Below are 16650 nucleotides of genomic sequence, written 5' to 3'. Positions count from 1 at the left end.
GTCGACGACGCGTTGTCGTAATGGGAGCTTTTACGTGCATCGTCCGCCCCTTGCCGGGCCGAGTCGGGCAGGAGTCATGACAACCTTGTGTTCGGCGTCATACACTCATGGAGTGCTCGACTCCCGATGCCGGAGTTCTCACGAGGAGGGCGGCTCCATCGCCTTCGCGGCGTTCTCCCGCCCCGTCCGCAGCAGTCCGAGTTCGGCCTCCGTGAAGGAGGCGTCGAACCCTCCGCGGGACCGCCGGGACGCCGCGTGCGCCCTGGACACCAGCCGCCTCTCCTCCGCGGTGAGACCGTCGATGCTGGAGGCCGCCCTGATCCAGGCGGGCAGCGCGGACAGCCCCTCGCGCTTGGCGAACGTGATCGCCTGCTCGCCGCTGAGGGCCCAGCTCAGTATCCAGAAGCGGCGGTGTGCCACCTTCTGGTGATCGTTCCAGCGCGCCCGGTTGGCCTCCGACACCCGCTGCTTCTGCCGGAGTCTCTTCGCGGCGTTCGCCGGATCGCTCCACCAGGCCCGGTTGCCCTCCGAGATGCGTTGTCGGCGCACCTTCTTCTTCTCCGTGTTCGCGGGGTCGTTCCACCAGGCCCGGGACACGTCCGCCGCGCGCCGGCGCCGGAACCGCTCCCCGGGGGGCACGGAGTCGTCGTGGTCCGTGTGCTCGGGCAAGGAGACCTCCGCTCGCTCGGATGCCCGGCGTTCACCGCACGAGGGGGTGAGCGGCGGGCGAAACGATGTGGATGGAGAATTCCGCTCCCGGATCGATCGGGTCAGGTCGATCGGTCCGGGCGGTCCGGGGCGAGTCATGCCCCGGACCGGTTTTCTCGGGCGGACGCTCACGGCCGCCCGGCGAAGGCGGACGGGCCGGTGGTTCAGTCCTTCGGGTGCGTGCCGATCGTCACGGCGACCGGGCCGTGGGCCGTGCCGGGGCGTGTGGCGCCCATCGTGTTGCGGGCCAGGGCCTGGGCCACGGTGTGTGCCTTGGTCACGGCGCGGTCGGCGACGGGGCCGGCGTACATCCGCCCCACGGTCGCGGTCCACAGCGACAGCCAGCGGTCGAAGTGCTCCTGGCGGAAAGGGGAGACCGCGTGCAGCGCACGGTGGGGCCGCAGGGCGTTCCTTCGGTACACACCGGGGGTGAGCAGGGAACTCTCCCAGAAGTCGGTCATGATCCGGAGGTGACCGGGCCAGTCGATGTCGACCGCCCGGGTGAAGAGCGGGCCGATGAGGGGGTCGGCGACCACCCGGCCGTAGAAGGCGCGCACCAGGGAGTCGATGTCCTCGCGGGTGCGGATGTCGTCGGGGGCGGGTGCGGCCGCCGGGCCGGAGCCCGGCTGTTCGGCACCGGTCATGACAGTCCTCCGAACACGAGCGCGGCGAGCTTGAGCACTTCGCCGACGACGTACAGCACGTGCGGGCGGGACGGTGGAGGCGTCCGGCCTGCGATGATCCGCCGGGCGGGCGGCACGGCCGCCGCCCGCCCGTGCGGTGACGGTTACTTGCTGAGCCAGAGGTCGGGGCCGAAGACCTCGTAGTGGATGCCGGCGGGGTGCAGGCCCTTGTCGAGGAGGCTGCCCCGGACGGCCCGCATGAAGGGCAGGGGGCCGCAGAGGTAGGCGGTGGCGTCCTCGGGCAGAGCGAGGTCGGTGAGGTCGGCGCGGCCGCCGCGGACGTGCGGGAGGGCCGACTCCGCGGCCCCGGACTCGTACCACAGGTGCAGCGAGGCGCCGGGAAGACGGGAGGCCAGTTCGGTGTGCTCGACGCGGTGGGCGTGGTGGGCGGGCGAACGGTCCGCGTGGACGACGGTGACCTGGCGGGAAGAGGAGGAGCGGGCCAGGTGGTCGAGCATGGAGAGCATGGGAGTGATGCCGATGCCGGCGGAGGCCAGCACGACCGGGCCGTCGCCGTCGGGGAGGACCAGGTCGCCGAAGGGGAGGGAGACCCGCAGGACGTCGCCGGCACGGGCATGGGTGTGGAGCCAGGTGGAGACCTCGCCGTCGGGGGCCGAACCGTCGGCGGCGCGTTCCCGCTTCACGGTGATGCGCCAGGTCTTGCGGTCGGGAGCGGTGGAGAGGCTGTACTGGCGTATCTGCCGGGCTCCGTCGGGGAGTTCCACCTGGACGCTGACGTACTGCCCGGGCAGGAAGGGCCGGGTGGGCAGGCCGTCGGGGCGGCGCAGGACGAAGGAGGCGGAGTCGGCGGACTCCTCGGTGCGCTCGGCGATCTCCATCTCGCGCCAGACGTCGCCGTTGCCGACCTGCGCCTCGGCGTACAGGCGCGCCTCCATCGCGATGAGGGCGTTGGCCATCAGCCAGTAGACCTCGTCCCAGGCGGCGGCCACCTCGGGGGTGACGGCGTCGCCGAGCACCTCGGCGACGGCGCCGAGGAGGTGGCGGCCGACGAGCGTGTACTGATCGGGGGTGATGCCCAGCGACGCGTGCTTGTGGGCGATGCGGCCGAGGATCGCGTCCGGGCGCTCATCGGGGCGTTCCACCAGGACGGTGGCGAAGGCCGCGACCGCGCCGGCGAGGGCCTCGCGCTGGGCTCCGCTGGCCTGGTTGGCGCGGTTGAACAGGGTCCGCAGCAGTTCCGGGCGCTCTTCGAACATGTGGCGGTAGAACAGCTCGGTGATCGTGCTCAGGTGAGCGCCCACGGCCGGGAGCGTGGCCCGGACGACGGGGGTCGACTGCGCGGAGAGCATGAGGAGCTCCTATCTCGCATCCAAGATGCCAATTAAAGGGAGAAGCTGATGGTGATCGACAGTGTGAAACGCGACCAGGTGGTGTGCCACGGTTTTCAGCTGTTCGGGACGCCGAGGGACAGGAGGACGGGGCCGGTGGGGGAGGTGACGAGGTCGTTCACGACGAGTCGGTCCAGTGAGGTGTAGAAGGCCTCCTGAGCCTCGCGCAGGGCCCGCCGCAGCCGGCACCCCCCGGCCAGCGGGCAGGGGGCGTCGCCCTCGCACGTGACCGTCTCGCGGCCCCCTTCCAGGGCCCGGACCAGGCGGCCCACTCCGATGTGCCGGCCCGTCCCGGTCAGGGTCAGACCGCCGTTGCGTCCTCGGCGGGCCTCGACCACACCGAGGTGCTGGAGGTGCGCGATGGCCTTCGCCATGTGCGTGTAGGGCACCCGCATGGCTTCGGCGATCTCCCGGGTGGTCAGCAGCTCGCCGTCGTCGACGACGGCGAGGCGCATCACCGCACGGAGCGCCAGATCCGTGTACTTGGTCAGTCGCACGGTCACATCGTAGCTAACTTGCTTTTTGGATTCATATTTAAAGAGTGTGGTGTGCGTCTCTTCCCCGGTTCCGCGACGGATGGTGTCACAGTGGCATGTTCCGTCCGGTCCATGGATGTGACGCTGAACAAAAACTTCCGGGATGCGGCGGACCTCGCCGAAGTCCGGACGAGGCGAAGAGGGAGCAGCCGTGCCCGCGCACTTCGACACGTCGGCCGACACTGCGGCAGCACACCCGAATCCTGACGGAAAATGGCTGGTGGGGCTGGGGACGTCCGTCCATGACGGCCTCGTGTGGCACTACTACCTCATCGACCGGGCCGCCGATGCCGCGGCCGCCGCGGACGAGGCCCTGCGGCGCGCCCGGCTGGAGGCGCACCGGCTGCCGCGGGGCGGAGGCGAGCCGGTCGCCTACGAGATCCGTCGCATGCGCCAGGACCTGTTCGGACAGTGGGTGCTCCTACGTCCCCGCCCGGACGACACTGTCCTTGCCGCCTGCGGGTGAACACTGTTTGCTCGACACGGACATCTCGTAACGGTCCGGTCCGGGCCGCTCGCCCGGCGGGCACGCGTCGGCCGCTTCGGGGCGGGCTCCCGGGATCACCCGGCCGGCCGCCAGCCGAGGGCGGGGCCGAGGCGTTCGGCGATGTCGGTGAGGATCTGTGCGTGGTCCTCGTGGTCGAAGGTGAAGGGCAGGGCGAACGCGACCTCGTTCACCTCACGGTAGACGGGGTGGGCGTGGAGCCGTTCGGCGACCAGCTGGCTGGGCCCGACCAGGTCGGGCGCGAACAGCAGGCGTTCGGGTCCCTGCGGGGCGGCGGTCCGCGGCAGCCGGATGCGGGCGTACGCCTCGTACTTCGCGCGCTGCTCCCCGGTGGCGGTGTCGGTCGGGATGACGACCATGCTCTGGGAGACCCGCGCCCGGTCACCGTCGGGGTGGTGGGCGCGGAACTCGCGGACGTGGGAGAGCTGGATGGCGGCGAAGTCCGGCTCCGGGCGGCCCGGTACCGGGTCCGCGTCGGCCTTGACGACGCTGCCGGTGAGGAAGTTCATCGCGTGCCGTCCCGCCCATCGGGCCGAGCCGAGGCTGCCGCCGCCGTACCACATGCGCCGACCGAGGCCGGGAGAGTGCGGCTGGACGCGGCCGGAGTAGGACTCGAGGCCCTCGGTGCCGCGGAAATCGGTGACCGGTTCGCCGCGCACGCAGTCCAGCAGCCGGCGCACGCGCTCGTAGCCGAACCGTTCGGCGTCCGCGGTGTCGGGGTGCAGCGCGTTCTTGACCCGCTCGTACTGCGCCGGCCGGCCGGCGCTCACTCCGGGATGCAGACGACCACCGGACAGCAGGTCCACGGTGGCCAGGTCCTCGGCCAGGCGCAGAGGGTTCTCCCATGCCAGCGGGATGACCGCGATGCCCAGCTCGATGCGGGTGGTGCGCTGGGAGGCCGCCGCGAGCACCGCGACGGGGGAGGAGATGCCGAACTGCAGGTGGCGGTTGCGTACCCACGCGCTGTCGAAACCGAGCCGCTCGCCCAGCTCGATGAGCCGCAGGGTCGATTCGTGGCCCTGGCGGGGATCCGCCTCGTCGAACAGCCCGATGGTGAGGAAACCCAGCTTGCGGAGCTGCTTCGAGAGCATGACGATCTGCCTTTCCCCTGGTGCGACGCACACGGTGCGCACCGTGCCGCTGGTTGCGTGGCGACACGGCAACGTGGGAAAACGCCCCACTGTCGCACACAGGATAGTGGTTCCGGCCATGGCCGGAGAGCGTCGGTCCGTTCATGCCGCGCCTGCCGGGGTTGTCAAGTCTCCTTGAAAGTGCAAACGTTGAACGGGAACTGACATGGTGGGTCCGCAGCGGACCACCGTGCTCCCCCACTGCCAGGAGTGTGACGTGCGCCTTCTCCGTTCACGCCGGATCCTCCCGCCCGCGGCCGCCGCGGCGGCCCTGCTCACCCTCGTGACCGGGCCGCAGGCGGCCGCCGACACGTTCCCGTCCGGCCGCCTGTACACGGGGTCCGGTCGGTCCGGCACCGTGATGGACATCGATTACTCCGACCCCGGCGTCTGCCGGGCGCTGCCGGCCCCGGCGTGGTCGTACGACGTCCTCGCGGAGAACGACGTCGACCTCTTCTTCCGCCCCGGCTGCCGCACGGGGGCACCCGGCGAGGACGGCGACCTGTACTACCGCGTCGGAACCCTGGGCACGGGGGACTTCCCCTGGGCGGTGGCGAGTTACCGCGTGCGTCCCGCCGGCCAGTAGGCACCGCGCCCGGCCTCTTCCCGCCCGGCGCGCGTGCTCGAGCGTCCGGAGGCGTCGTCCGCCCAGGTCACCGGGCCGCTCGGTGAGGCACTCGCCCGGAACGGGCTCGCGGTGCTGCCGACCGGTGACCGTACCGGCCGCAGTGGGCCGAAGAGCCGTCCGGCGTACCGCTGGTTCGCCGGCACCGGACAACGCTGCCGGTTCCCGGCGCCGGCGGACCGCGTCCGCCCGGGACCGGTGATGTCCTCACCGGTCCCGGGCGGACGCGGTTCCTCACTGTCTACACTGTGCACACGGTTGGAACGGCCGACGGTACCGGTCCGGCCGACGCGTCGGCCGGTTCGCACTCGCGCTCCTGGCTCGGGGACGTCCCGATCGCCTGAGGCGCGCGTTCCGCTCACCGGCGGGACGGGGAGGATCCGGCCCACCGGCACACACTGTTATGTTCGCACCGGCCATACGGTGCCCCAATTCTCCAGGATCCGGACCTTGAGTGCCTTCATCGCGCCCCCGACGCCCACCTACGCCGAAGCCGACACGAGGACCAGGGCGGCCAAGCTCGTCAGCGACCTCCTCAGCCCCGGTCACCTGGTGATCGCTCTGCTCCTCGCCGTCGGCTGGAGCAGCACCGGTGGCCCGGCCGGCCTCGGGTGGGGTCTGCTGGCGGCGGTGTTCTGCGGGTTCGTGCCCCTCGGGATCATCCGGGCGGGCGTGCGGCGCGGCACGCTCACGGACAAGCACGTACGCGTCCGCAGCCAGCGCGTGATGCCCCTGAGCGCCGGGCTGGTGTCGGTACTGGCCGGCCTGGCGCTGCTCGCCGTGCTCGGGGCACCGGGCGACGTGTCCGCCGTCGTGATCGCGATGCTCGCGGGCCTGGTCAGTGTCCTGACGGTCACGTTCTGGTGGCAGGTCTCCGTGCACAGCGCCGTCGCGGCGGGCACGGTGACCGTCCTCCTGCTGTGCCACGGCTGGCGGATGCTGCCCCTGGCCGCGCTCGTCGTCGTGGTGGGGTGGTCCCGGCTGGTGCTGAAGGCGCACACGGTGGTCCAGCTGATCTGCGGGGCCGCCCTGGGAGGGGTGAGCTGTCTCTTCTTCCAGGTCGCACGCTGACACCGGCTCCGCGTCGTTCTCCACCAGCCGTCGCGGAGCCGGTGCCGCGGCGGGTCCGCGGGCGGCAGGGAGCGTCCGCCCGCGGACCACTGTCCGAACCCGGCTCCGCGACTGTCCCACGAGTGGCCGCGGAGCCGTTCGGACGGATCCGGCGGGCGTCACGACCGTTACCCGCCCGCCGGATCGTCCCCGGCCGGGATGACCCCGGGTTCCCGGCCGGGAGCACCTGTCAGGAGGAGGCTGTCCTGCGGGCGATCAGGGCGACCGCGGCCAGGGAGTCGCGATGGGCGCGGAAGACCCTGCGCATCTCCCGGACGCGGTCGCGTGCGGCGGGGTCGGAGATGATGTTCCGGGCGAGTCGGGCCGCTCCCAGCGGACCCTCGTCGGCCACCACCCGCCGGGGTTCCAGCAGGGCCATGGGCGCGGTCTCGGCCCGCTCGACCGTCAGCCCGTGGCGGGACAGCAGTGCCGTCCACTCACGCACCGTCAGGGGGCGGGCGTTGACCTTCAGCGGCCGGGCCAGCGACCGGCGGATGTCCTGCTTCACCCCGTCCGCCAAGTCGTCCGGGAGAAGAGCGACTTCGTGCACGGCGTACCTCCCCCCGGTGCGCAGCACCCGGTGGACCTCCGCGACGACGGCGTCCTTCGCCGTGTCGCTCCGCATGGTCAGCATCGCCTCGCCGACGACCACGTCGGCGCTCCCGGCGTCGAGGCCTGTGGCGGCCGCGTCCGCGACGCGTACGCTCCCCCGCCCCCGCAGAACACGCTCCAGAGTGCTCGTCGTGAGGGCGTCCCGCTCCACACCCGTGTAGGAACGCGGTCCCTGCGCCACGATCGCCGAGGCGGTGGTCCCGGTGCCCGGCGCGATCTCCACCACGTCGAGTCCGGACAGGTCGCCGAGAGCGGTGAGCATGGTGCGGGTGAGTTCCGCTCCCCCGGGCCGGAGCACCCGTTTGCCCAGCGACCTCAGCAGCGCGTATCCGGGAAGGGGGCCGGTGTGCGGACCGGGGCGGTTCTCGGGGACGGCCATGGTCGGGTCCTCCGCGTACTGGAAAGTGAGGGCTCCACGGGAGAGCGGCACCAGAGTACAACGGTGTGATCCGATTTCACATTCTCTTGTCGGCCACGTCCACCGGGGAAAGGTCCGGACGGGAGATCCGTGCCGCCCGCCGAAGGGTGGATGAGGGCGGGCGACACGGACCGGATCCGCGGAGTCGGGGCCTCGGCTCCGCGGAGACTCGGGCGGGACCGCCGGTCGGCGGTCCCGTGGGTTTCCCGGTGGGTCCACTCAGACAGTGTTACTCGATTTCCGGAATGGTGTTGACGTCCGTCCGTCATGTGTCGCACGCCCGGTGGCCGTGGCACGGCCCGCAGACGCCCGGTGGGGTCGGGAGCGCGGGGCACACGTGCTCCGCGGTCACCGACGCCGTCCACGAGATCCGCCGGCGAAGTGGGGGACGCCGCCGGGGAAGGGGACGCCTCATCCGCGTACCGCGGCGGTGGCGTGGTCCCACAGCCGGTCGGCCGCTTCGGTGTCCACGGCGTGGTCGGCCACCCCGCCGGGGCGTTCGTCGTCGGCGGTCACGACCGGGGCCTCCTGGTTGTCCTCGAAGTAGCGGCCGGTCACCCCCTCCACCAGCGGCGACGCGGCGAGCAGGACGGACGTGGCGGCTCCCTGCCCGGGGTTCTTGTAGTAGGGCTGCGGAATGATGTCGCCGTTCTCGTCGATGGCCCCCAACGCGCGCATGGTGGCGTCGTCGACGTGGCGCTGGAGGTTGGTGCTGATCCAGCCGGGGTTGAGGGCGTTGGCGGTGATGCCGTCCCCGGCCCAGCGGCGGGCACCCACGGCCAGCAGCACGTCCGCCGTCTTCGACTGCCCGTAGGCCGCCCAGCGGTCGTAGGGACGCCGCTCGAACTGCGGGTCCTCGAAGTCGAACGGCGTGCCCCGGTGCGCGCCGGAACTGACGACCACCAGACGGGCGGCACCGGAGGCGCGCAGCGCACCGTGGAGGGCGGTGGCCAGGGCGAAGTGCCCCAGGTGGTTGACGGCCAGCTGCATCTCCCAGCCCTGGGCGGTGACCTGGCGGGTCGGGAGCGCCATCACACCCGCGTTGGCCACGAGGATGTCCAGGGGACCCTGCCAGGCTTTCGCGAAGGCGTCGACGGAGCCGAGGTCCGCCAGATCCAGGAACCGGACCTCGACGGGACCGGAACCGGACCCGAGGGAGAGGCCGCGGAGGGCCTCCTGCGCCGCCCGCGGGTCACGTACGGCGGCGGTGACCTCCGCCCCGGCGGCGGCCAGTGCCCGGGTCGTCTCCAGGCCGATTCCCGAGGCGCCGCCGGTGACGACGGCGCGTCGGCCGGAGAGGTCGACACCGGCGAGGACCTCGGTGGCGGTGGCGTGGGAGTGGAAGGGGGTGCTCAGGAGGGCCGAGTCGTGCATGGATCCACCTCGTCGAGGGGTCGGGGGAACAACGTACGAGCCACGCTACGACCGCCGATCCACCTTTCCTATAATGCAAACTCCAGTTTTCTTGCTCGATCGTCCAAGATGTGCCAGGTTCGAGGGGAGCCGCCGGGACAGGGAGGGGAGGTGGGTCATGGACCCGCTGGAGGACGTGCTCGATCTCCTCGACGTCCGTGGTCACGTGTCCGCGGGCTTCGTGGCGGGCGGGGACTGGGCGGTGGGATTCGCTCCGCCGTCCGGGGTGAAGTTCAACACCGTCCGGAAAGGACGGTGTTGTCTGACGGTCGGGGAATCGGTCCGTGTCCCCCTCGCCGAGGGCGACTGCTTCCTGCTCACCCGGCCGGTGTCCTTCGTGCTCGGCAGCGCCTGGGACAGGACACCGGTGGACGCGGAACCGTTGTTCACGGCTGCCGGGGACACCACGGTGCGGGTGGGGAGCGGTGACGACACCGTGCTGGTGGGCGGAGGCTTCTCGTTCGGGGACCGGGCGCGGACGCTGCTGCTGGACTTCCTGCCCCCGCTCATCCACATCCCCGCCGACACTCCCCAGGCCGACGCCGTGCGATGGGCGCTGACGCAGATCGCGCGTGAGCTGAACCACCGTTCCCCGGGATCCCGCCTGGTGGTAGAGCACCTGGCCGTGGTCATGCTCGTACACGTGCTGAGGCTGCACCTGACCCGGGAGACCGCTGCCGGGCCGGGCTGGCCGGCCGGGCTGGCGGACCCGGTGGTGGCGCCGGTGCTCTCGGCCGTGCACGACCGCCCGGCCCACCCGTGGACCGTCGCCGAACTCGCCGCTGTCGCGCGGGTGAGCCGTTCCGCGCTGGCCGCGCGGTTCAAGGACGTGGTCGGCCGGCCCCCGCTCGACTACCTGACCCGCTGGCGCATCGAACTGGCGTCCCGCGATCTCAGGCAGGGAAGGGAACCGCTCGCGACGATCGCCCGCAGGGTCGGCTACGGGTCCGAGAGCGCGCTGAGCACGGCCTTCAAGAGGGTGACCGGCGTCTCGCCCAGCGACTACCGCGGCGCGGGCCGGGCACGGCGCGGATCCTGAGCCGGACCGGCACCACCATGGCCCCGCGCCCGGTACGTTCCGTGCTCCCCGGCCACGGAACGCGCACACGACCCGCCGGAAAGCACATGTGATCGTCGTGAAGCGGCCCGAGGGCGCGCCGTGCCGGGCAGGAGGGCCGTGTCCGGGACCGGTCGCCGAGAGCGGACCGCTGTGGCCCCGGGCTCCGCCGATCCGGAACACGTGCGGGGCGCCGCGTTCCCGTCCCCGGGGACGATCGGCCGACTGATCCCCGGCCCCCTGCGACGCATACGCCTCACGGGCCGTGCGAGGGCATGGCGCTCGCGCCGGTGCCGTCCGCGGGCGGTCCCCGGGACGCGACGTGCCGACGACGGAAAGCGACGGGCGGGGTGACACGCGCGGCGGGCCGGCCGCCGCGACGACGGGCCGGCCGACTCGCCGGTGACGGGACGGAGCCCTGGGTCAGGCGGTTTTGAGAGCCTTGCGCAGGGTCTGCACGGCCTGCTCGATCGCGGCTGTGGCCGCGCGGGTGCCGCGTACGGTGTTGAGCATCATGAAGTCGTGCAGGATGCCGTTGTAGCGCACGCTCGTGGTGGGCACGCCGGCCTCGGTGAGCTTACGGGCGTACGCCTCGCCCTCGTCGCGCAGCACGTCGTTCTCGTCGACGATGACCAGCGCCGGGGGCAGTCCCGCGAGGTCCTCCACGGTGGCGCGCAGCGGGGACGCGGTGATCTCCGCCCGCTGGGCCGGATCGGTCGTGTAGCAGTCCCAGAACCACGCCATGGCCTTCGCCGTCAGGAAGGGCCCGTCGGCGAAGACGCGGTAGCTCTCGGTGTCCTGGGCCGCGTCGGTCACCGGGTAGTACAGGGACTGGTGGACGAACGTGACGTCCCCCCGCTGCTTGGCCATGATGGCCAGCGCGGCGGCCATGTTGCCGCCCACCGAGTCGCCCGCCACCGCCATGCGCGAGCTGTCGAGTCCGTGCCCGGCACCCTCCCGCGTGATCCACCGGGCGGTGGCGTACGCCTGCTCGACGGCCACGGGGTAGCGGGCCTCCGGCGAACGGTCGTACTCGACGAAGGCGACGGCGACGCCGGCACCCGTGGCGAGTTCGCGGACGAGGCGGTCGTGGGTGGCGGCGTCGCCCAGCACCCAGCCGCCCCCGTGCACGTACAGGACCACCGGCAGGTCGCCGTCGGCGCCGACGGGCCTGACGATCCTGACGCGGACGTCACCGACCTCGGCGGGCACGGTCACCCACTCCTCGTCCACGTCGGGCTTGTCGACCGGCCCGGCCTGCGCTTCGTCGAGCACCCTGCGGGCGCCCTCCGGGCCGAGTTCGTACAGGAAGGGGGGCTGCGAGGTGGCGTCGGCGAATTCCTGTGCCGCCTGCTCGAGAACCGGTTTGCTCATGACGGAGACTCCTGTGCGTGAATATGGACGTATTGCGTCCGGCGGTCGGCGCATCACCGGACGGACCGACGGGTGTCCGGCCGCCCTCGTGGGCCGTCCGGCGGCATGCCGACCGCCTGCCCGGTCCGTACCGGGGGGCGTCACCACTCGTGAGGACGGAGGCTCGAAAGCGATTCCACAGAAGATGACCGGAGACGGAAGGAACATGTGACACACGTCGCCCGGTTTTTCGTCCCCGACCGTCGGACGACGTGCCCGCCCGGACCGCGAGGAGCGGAACACTGTTACCACGGGCCGCCGGACCGCGCGCGTGCGTGACCGTGCTTCTCGGACAGGGCCCACCGTGTCACACGTCCTCGTTTCCCCTGTTCCTTGTCGGTGAGTCCGCGGCGACAGGAACGACGGGTGGCCACTGCGGAACGGCGGTCCGCCACTCGGTTCCCGTGGGAGGAACCGGCGGGGCCGGCCTGTGAGCGGCGATCGGACCGGCCGAAGCGGGCGTGTCCGTGCTCGTGGTCGGCGAGCGGTTCGTCCGGCCTCCCCCACCACGCGTCGGCGTTCCCCTGGTAACCGGACGTGCCGTGACGTACATTCACTGGTGTCACACCATCCCAGACGGTTTCGGCCGGGCCGTACGCAAGTCCGTCTCCCGGCAGGCATGTTCTCCGCACGAAGGACCTGCATTCATGCCCGCAATCCTGATCCACGGCGTTCCGGACACCCACCGTGTGTGGGACGGTGTCCGCGCGCATCTGTCCCGCAGTGATGTGGAGGCATGGGACCTGCCCGGTTTCGGCACGGCCCGACCCGACGGCTTCGATTCCTCCAAAGAGGAGTACGTGCGCTGGCTCATCGCACGCCTCGAGCGGGTCGGCGAGCCGGTGGACCTGGTCGGTCACGACTGGGGCTGCATCCTGACCGCCCGGGTGGCCTCCCTGCGGCCGGACCTGGTCCGGACCTGGGCGGGCGGCAACGGGCCGATCAGCTCCCGCTACGTCTGGCATCCCCTGGCCAGGATCTGGCAGGACCCGGAAGAGGGCGACCGGTTCATGGCCGGGCTCGAGGCGGAGTCCTTCGCCGCCGATCTGGCCGCGGGCTTCGACGTCCCCGCCGCCGCGGCCGCGGAGATGGCCCGCCACGTGGACACCGGGATGAAGGACAGCATCCTCAGGCTCTACCGCTCCGCCGTCACCGTCGGAGCCGAGTGGGAAGCGGATCTGGCGAAGGCCACCGCTCCCGGTCTGGTCTTCTGGGGCGCGCTGGATCCGGCCTGCCAGATCGAGTTCGCGGACAGCCTGGGCGCGGCGATCGGCGCCCGCGTTCTCAGGCTCGACTGCAACCACTGGACCGTCCTGCAGCGGCCGGCCGAGGTCGCCGCCGCCCTGGAGCAGCACTGGAAGGAGGCCGAGGTCGGCTGAGCCTTCCGTGCCGCCGGCGGTCGTCTCTCGTCGCTCTCCACCCGGGAACGTGATCGCGGTACGAGGCACGGGGCGCTTTTCAGTCCCGCCGGCCGACGGACACCGTCTTCCGGTACGTGACTTCGTACTGCGGCCGGCCGGCTGTTCCCTCGTGCGCCGGCGACGCCGACCCCGTCGCCGCTTCCCGGCCGGAAGGACACCGGGGAGCGGCGGCCCGGGACCGCCCGTGTCCAGCGGGACCGGGGCGGTCCCGGTGAACATGACGGGTGTCTCATGACGGCCGCTCGCTGCTCGCCACGTCCTCACCGGGAGACGCACACGGACGGGGAGCACCCGGAACGGCGGGAGCGGTACGCTCCCGGCGGGTGCGACGGCGGTCAGCCGAGTCGCACGGGAAGGGTGACGAGGCCGTGGATGAGCAGGCTGGGGTGCCACGCCGGTTTCCCGGCCCCCTCGCCGAGGCGCAGTCCCGGGAAGCGGGCGAGCAGCCGTTCCAGCGCGATCCGAGCCTCCGTCCGGGCCAGGGGCGCGCCCAGGCAGTAGTGGATGCCGTGGCCGAAGGCCAGATGCCCCCTGGTCTCGCGGGTGATGTCGAGCCGGTCGGGGTCCGCGAAGCGCTCCCCGTCCCGGTTGGCGGCCAGGAGCGAGACCATCACCAGTGCGCCCCGCGGGATCCGCGCTCCGCCGAGTTCCAGCGGTTCGGCGGCCACCCGGTGGGTGGCGACGTGCACGGGGCCGTCGTAGCGCAGCAGTTCCTCGATCGCCCCGGGCAGCAGTGACGGATCGGCGCGCAGCCGACCGAGCTGCTCGGGGGCGGACAGCAGGGCGAACACGCCGTTGCCGATCAGGTTCACCGTGGTGTCGTGCCCCGCGATGACCATCAGCACCCCCATGGCGATCAGCTCGTCGCGGGAGAGGCGGTCGCCCTGGTCCGACACCTGCGCCAGCGCGCTCATCAGGTCGTCGGCGGGATCGGCCCGCTTGCGTTCGATCAGCCCGTCGAGGTACGCGACGATGCCGTCGGAGGCCCTGACCAGGTCTGCTCCGGGAGCGGACGAGACGATGACACGGGTCCACTCCAGCAGCAGGTGTCTGTCCGCCGCGTCGATACCGAGCATCTCGCAGATCACGGCGATGGGAAGCGGTTGTGCCAGCGCCTTGACGAGGTCCACGTCCGAGTCGGCCGGCAGCTCGGCCATGGCGTCCAGCAGGCCGTCGGTGATCTCCTCGATCCGGGGGCGCAGCCGGGCCACGGTCCTGGGGGTGAACGCCTTGTTCACAAGGGCGCGCAGACGGGTGTGATCCGGCGGGTCCGTGTTGAGCATGTGGGATTCCAGCAGCCTGGCGCCGGCGTGCAGATAGGGGGAGGCGGAATCCATCTGCCGGCCCAGTGCCTCTGTGGCGGCCTTCGCGTCCTTGAGCAGCCGGGGGTCGGTGAGCGCGGCGCGGCAGTCCTCGTACCGGGTGACGAGCCAGCCGGTGACGCCCCGCGGTGTGGTCACCTCCCGGACCGGAGACTCCTGCCGGAGAGCGGCGGCGAGACGGTGGGGGTCGTCGAAGACGTCCTGCCCGAGCGTGAAAGGTCCGGGAGCGGGCGTGGTTGCCGGCAGGGGCATAGGTCTCCTCGGTGGTTGACGGGAACGTCGTGCCGACGAAGGACGCCACTTCCGTGAAGGCGGTGTCACACTGTGCGTCGTGCCGTCGGCTGCCGGGGTGGTCCGTGCGGTGTGGCCACGACATGGCCTCGTGTCACCATAACAATGGTGTGAAGGGTGGGGTCAGGGCGCTTTTGCGTCATCCGCGCGGTGTTCCCCGGACCCGCCGGTGGGCGGACGGGCCTGAGGACGGACCGGTCCGACGGTGTCCGTGACCGCGGCAGCGGGTTCCGGAAAAGCGGAGCATCGGGTTCACGGCTGCGGCGGACGCGTCCCATCGGTATCGAAAGGACCGGCCGGGTGGCCGGCGTGCCCACGCGCCGGTGGGCGGTGCCTGCCTTGGGCACGCGCTCCGTGCGGTGCCGCCCGGCCGGGGCGTGGTGCCCGGCCGGGCGGCGCCGTCTCAGCGGCGTGTCGGGCCGCAGGGGGACAGAACTCGCTGGACGGCCTCGGCCATGGCGCTCTCGCCCCGGGCGTTGGGGTGGGCCGGGGCCGCGGGGGTCTGAGGGACGAGGCTTTCGATCCACTGTTCGCCGGCCGGAGCGCACATGTCGTGTCCGACGGTCGGGGTGTAGGTGTCGGCGTAGGCCGCCCCACCGCGCTTGGCGCGCTGCTTCAGCATGGCGTTGAGCGCCTTGTTCGTGTCCCGCAGGTAGGCGAAGTCACCCGCGGCGAAGGGCACGGACGCACTCGTGCAGCCGACCCCGCTGTCCGGGAAGAGCGAGGGGTAGCCGACGACGACGACCTTCGCCCGGGGAGCCCGCTCGCGTACCTCCTTCAGCACCTGGGTGACCTTGGGGCCGGTGGCGTCGATGACCTCCTGGAGTTCGTCGGTGCCGCCGCCGGTGAAGTGGGTGCGGCACGGCGCACCGGTCGGGTCGGTGGGGGTCAGCTGGGCGCAGGTCCCCAGTACCGTGGTGAAGCCCACGTCGTTGCCGCCGATGCTGACGGTGACCAGGTCCGTGTCCCCGTCGAGCGCGTCGAACTGCGGAGCACCACCGTTCTGACCGGTGCTCAGGTCCGCCGTGGTGGCTCCGGCGCAGCTCACATCGGTCAGCCGGGCTCCCCGGGACGCGGCGACGAGGGAGGGATAGTTGTTGCTGGAACGGGCGCATGCGGCATCGACCTGGGTGGGAACTCCGGGTGCGGACGCGTAGGAGTCGCCGAGCGCCACGTAGTCGGGAGTGCGTGCCGGGGACGGCGCCGCCGCCGCGGGCGAGGCGCTCATCGTCGTGAGGGCGACGACTCCGGCCGTCAGTACGGTGCTGAACAGGCAGGCACGCCGACGCGGTAAGGACTTGCTGCTCTTCTCCACGTTTTTCCTCTCCGGGAGGCGCCGTACCGGCGGCGCCGAGAAGGGTGGTGAACGTGTCTCACCTTTCCGGCGGCGTGGCGCCGGTGTGCGCGCTGAACTCGTTCAGCGCTCCTGGAGACCAACAGACCATATATGTCGGGTGAGTTGTGGTGCCAGCACCGTTTGTCCGCGGATGACATGACGTCCCGGAGGCCATCGTGCGGCCGGTGTCCCGGTGGACCGCGGGCGCAGCGGTCACGCCGGCCGGGACCATGACGGTACGGCCGGGAAATCGTCAGGGGCCCTCCGCGCCGTACGGTGTGGAGGGCCCCTGGCGTCTCCGTGCCGGACGTCAGTCGGCCGTCCAGTACTGGTTGGCCGCCGCGACCGTCTGGAAGTTGACCGCGATGACCTGCGAGGCGGCGATGAGGCTGTCCGCCTTCTCGGCGTAGTCCCCGCGCAACCGATCGCGGACCTCTGCCGACGGCTGTGTCGCCTTGACACCGACACGTGACATTTTGACAGCGAGTTCCCATCCTTCCTGCGGTGTGTCGGTACGCAGGCTGGGCAGCCATGTCTCGCTCATATCGGACTCCTGTCGGATCGGTGGCTACAAGAACAAAGGGGGAAGTGGTGTTCCGGACCGTGTCGCCGACGCGCCGGTGTCCTCAGGAACGGGCGGCTGACAGCGGGTCGACGGCGAACGCCGTGGTGTCCGGGAACGCCTTGGCCCTGGTCGGGTGACGAGCGGCATCCGTGCCAC

General features: G+C 71.7%; 16 protein-coding genes. 5 read left to right on the top strand and 11 right to left on the bottom strand.

Annotated features, from left to right (window positions below):
• Nucleotides 1-138: 138 nt before the first annotated feature.
• From ACH5AO_RS25095 to ACH5AO_RS25080, 4 genes are all read right to left on the bottom strand, one after another.
• Nucleotides 139-669: a hypothetical protein gene (locus ACH5AO_RS25095; RefSeq protein WP_398928252.1), complete on the bottom strand. Its 531-nt coding sequence runs from the start codon at nt 667-669 to the stop codon at nt 139-141.
• A gap of 203 nt (nt 670-872) precedes the next feature.
• Nucleotides 873-1352 carry a group III truncated hemoglobin gene (locus ACH5AO_RS25090; RefSeq protein ID WP_398928250.1) on the bottom strand — a complete coding sequence of 160 codons (480 nt, stop codon included), beginning with the start codon at nt 1350-1352 and terminating at the stop codon, nt 873-875.
• Nucleotides 1353-1495: 143 nt separating this feature from the next.
• On the bottom strand, nt 1496-2701 hold the full coding sequence (locus tag ACH5AO_RS25085) for a globin domain-containing protein (protein WP_398928248.1): 1206 nt from the start codon (nt 2699-2701) through the stop codon (nt 1496-1498).
• Between the two features lie 95 nt (nt 2702-2796).
• Nucleotides 2797-3237, bottom strand: a complete 441-nt coding sequence (locus tag ACH5AO_RS25080) for an RrF2 family transcriptional regulator (protein ID WP_398928246.1) — start codon at nt 3235-3237, stop codon at nt 2797-2799.
• Nucleotides 3238-3496: 259 nt separating this feature from the next.
• Here ACH5AO_RS25080 and ACH5AO_RS25075 point away from each other — a divergent pair, with 259 nt between their 5' ends.
• Nucleotides 3497-3742: a hypothetical protein gene (locus tag ACH5AO_RS25075; protein ID WP_398928244.1), complete on the top strand. Its 246-nt coding sequence runs from the start codon at nt 3497-3499 to the stop codon at nt 3740-3742.
• Nucleotides 3743-3837: 95 nt separating this feature from the next.
• Here ACH5AO_RS25075 and ACH5AO_RS25070 read toward each other — a convergent pair whose 3' ends face one another.
• On the bottom strand, nt 3838-4872 hold the full coding sequence (locus ACH5AO_RS25070) for an LLM class flavin-dependent oxidoreductase (RefSeq protein ID WP_398928242.1): 1035 nt from the start codon (nt 4870-4872) through the stop codon (nt 3838-3840).
• Nucleotides 4873-5128: 256 nt separating this feature from the next.
• On the opposite strand from ACH5AO_RS25070, the gene ACH5AO_RS25065 reads away from it, so the two are divergent.
• Complete coding sequence (locus ACH5AO_RS25065) at nt 5129-5497, top strand: hypothetical protein (RefSeq protein WP_398928240.1); 369 nt, start codon at nt 5129-5131, stop codon at nt 5495-5497.
• A gap of 489 nt (nt 5498-5986) precedes the next feature.
• Nucleotides 5987-6607 carry a hypothetical protein gene (locus ACH5AO_RS25060; RefSeq protein WP_398928238.1) on the top strand — a complete coding sequence of 207 codons (621 nt, stop codon included), beginning with the start codon at nt 5987-5989 and terminating at the stop codon, nt 6605-6607.
• A 229-nt stretch (nt 6608-6836) separates the two neighbouring features.
• Here ACH5AO_RS25060 and ACH5AO_RS25055 read toward each other — a convergent pair whose 3' ends face one another.
• Together ACH5AO_RS25055 and ACH5AO_RS25050 are read right to left on the bottom strand one after the other, a co-directional pair.
• Nucleotides 6837-7637: a class I SAM-dependent methyltransferase gene (locus ACH5AO_RS25055; RefSeq protein WP_398928236.1), complete on the bottom strand. Its 801-nt coding sequence runs from the start codon at nt 7635-7637 to the stop codon at nt 6837-6839.
• A 450-nt stretch (nt 7638-8087) separates the two neighbouring features.
• The gene (locus ACH5AO_RS25050) at nt 8088-9050 is read right to left on the bottom strand and encodes an SDR family NAD(P)-dependent oxidoreductase (protein WP_398928234.1); all 963 of its coding nucleotides are present in this window, start codon (nt 9048-9050) and stop codon (nt 8088-8090) included.
• A gap of 157 nt (nt 9051-9207) precedes the next feature.
• Between ACH5AO_RS25050 and ACH5AO_RS25045 the strand changes: the two genes are divergently transcribed.
• Complete coding sequence (locus ACH5AO_RS25045) at nt 9208-10128, top strand: AraC family transcriptional regulator (protein ID WP_398928232.1); 921 nt, start codon at nt 9208-9210, stop codon at nt 10126-10128.
• A gap of 441 nt (nt 10129-10569) precedes the next feature.
• Here the strand turns inward: ACH5AO_RS25045 and ACH5AO_RS25040 are convergent, their stop codons facing one another.
• Nucleotides 10570-11520, bottom strand: a complete 951-nt coding sequence (locus tag ACH5AO_RS25040) for an alpha/beta hydrolase (RefSeq protein WP_398928230.1) — start codon at nt 11518-11520, stop codon at nt 10570-10572.
• Nucleotides 11521-12206: 686 nt separating this feature from the next.
• Between ACH5AO_RS25040 and ACH5AO_RS25035 the strand changes: the two genes are divergently transcribed.
• Nucleotides 12207-12938, top strand: coding sequence for an alpha/beta fold hydrolase (locus ACH5AO_RS25035; RefSeq protein WP_398928228.1), 732 nt, complete (start codon nt 12207-12209; stop codon nt 12936-12938).
• Between the two features lie 377 nt (nt 12939-13315).
• Here the strand turns inward: ACH5AO_RS25035 and ACH5AO_RS25030 are convergent, their stop codons facing one another.
• The 3 genes from ACH5AO_RS25030 to ACH5AO_RS25020 all read right to left on the bottom strand — a co-directional run bounded on the left by ACH5AO_RS25030 (nt 13316) and on the right by ACH5AO_RS25020 (nt 16473).
• Entirely contained in the window at nt 13316-14554 is a 1239-nt protein-coding gene (locus tag ACH5AO_RS25030; RefSeq protein ID WP_398928226.1) for a cytochrome P450, read from the bottom strand.
• Between the two features lie 442 nt (nt 14555-14996).
• Entirely contained in the window at nt 14997-15908 is a 912-nt protein-coding gene (locus tag ACH5AO_RS25025) for an SGNH/GDSL hydrolase family protein (RefSeq protein WP_398928224.1), read from the bottom strand.
• Between the two features lie 331 nt (nt 15909-16239).
• The gene (locus ACH5AO_RS25020; RefSeq protein WP_398928222.1) at nt 16240-16473 is read right to left on the bottom strand and encodes a hexameric tyrosine-coordinated heme protein; all 234 of its coding nucleotides are present in this window, start codon (nt 16471-16473) and stop codon (nt 16240-16242) included.
• Nucleotides 16474-16650: the final 177 nt, after the last annotated feature.

The sequence above is a fragment of the Streptomyces sp. NPDC018964 genome, from assembly GCF_044390325.1.
Classification (GTDB): Bacteria; Actinomycetota; Actinomycetes; order Streptomycetales; family Streptomycetaceae; genus Streptomyces.
This window is presented reverse-complemented; position numbering and strand designations above follow the sequence as displayed.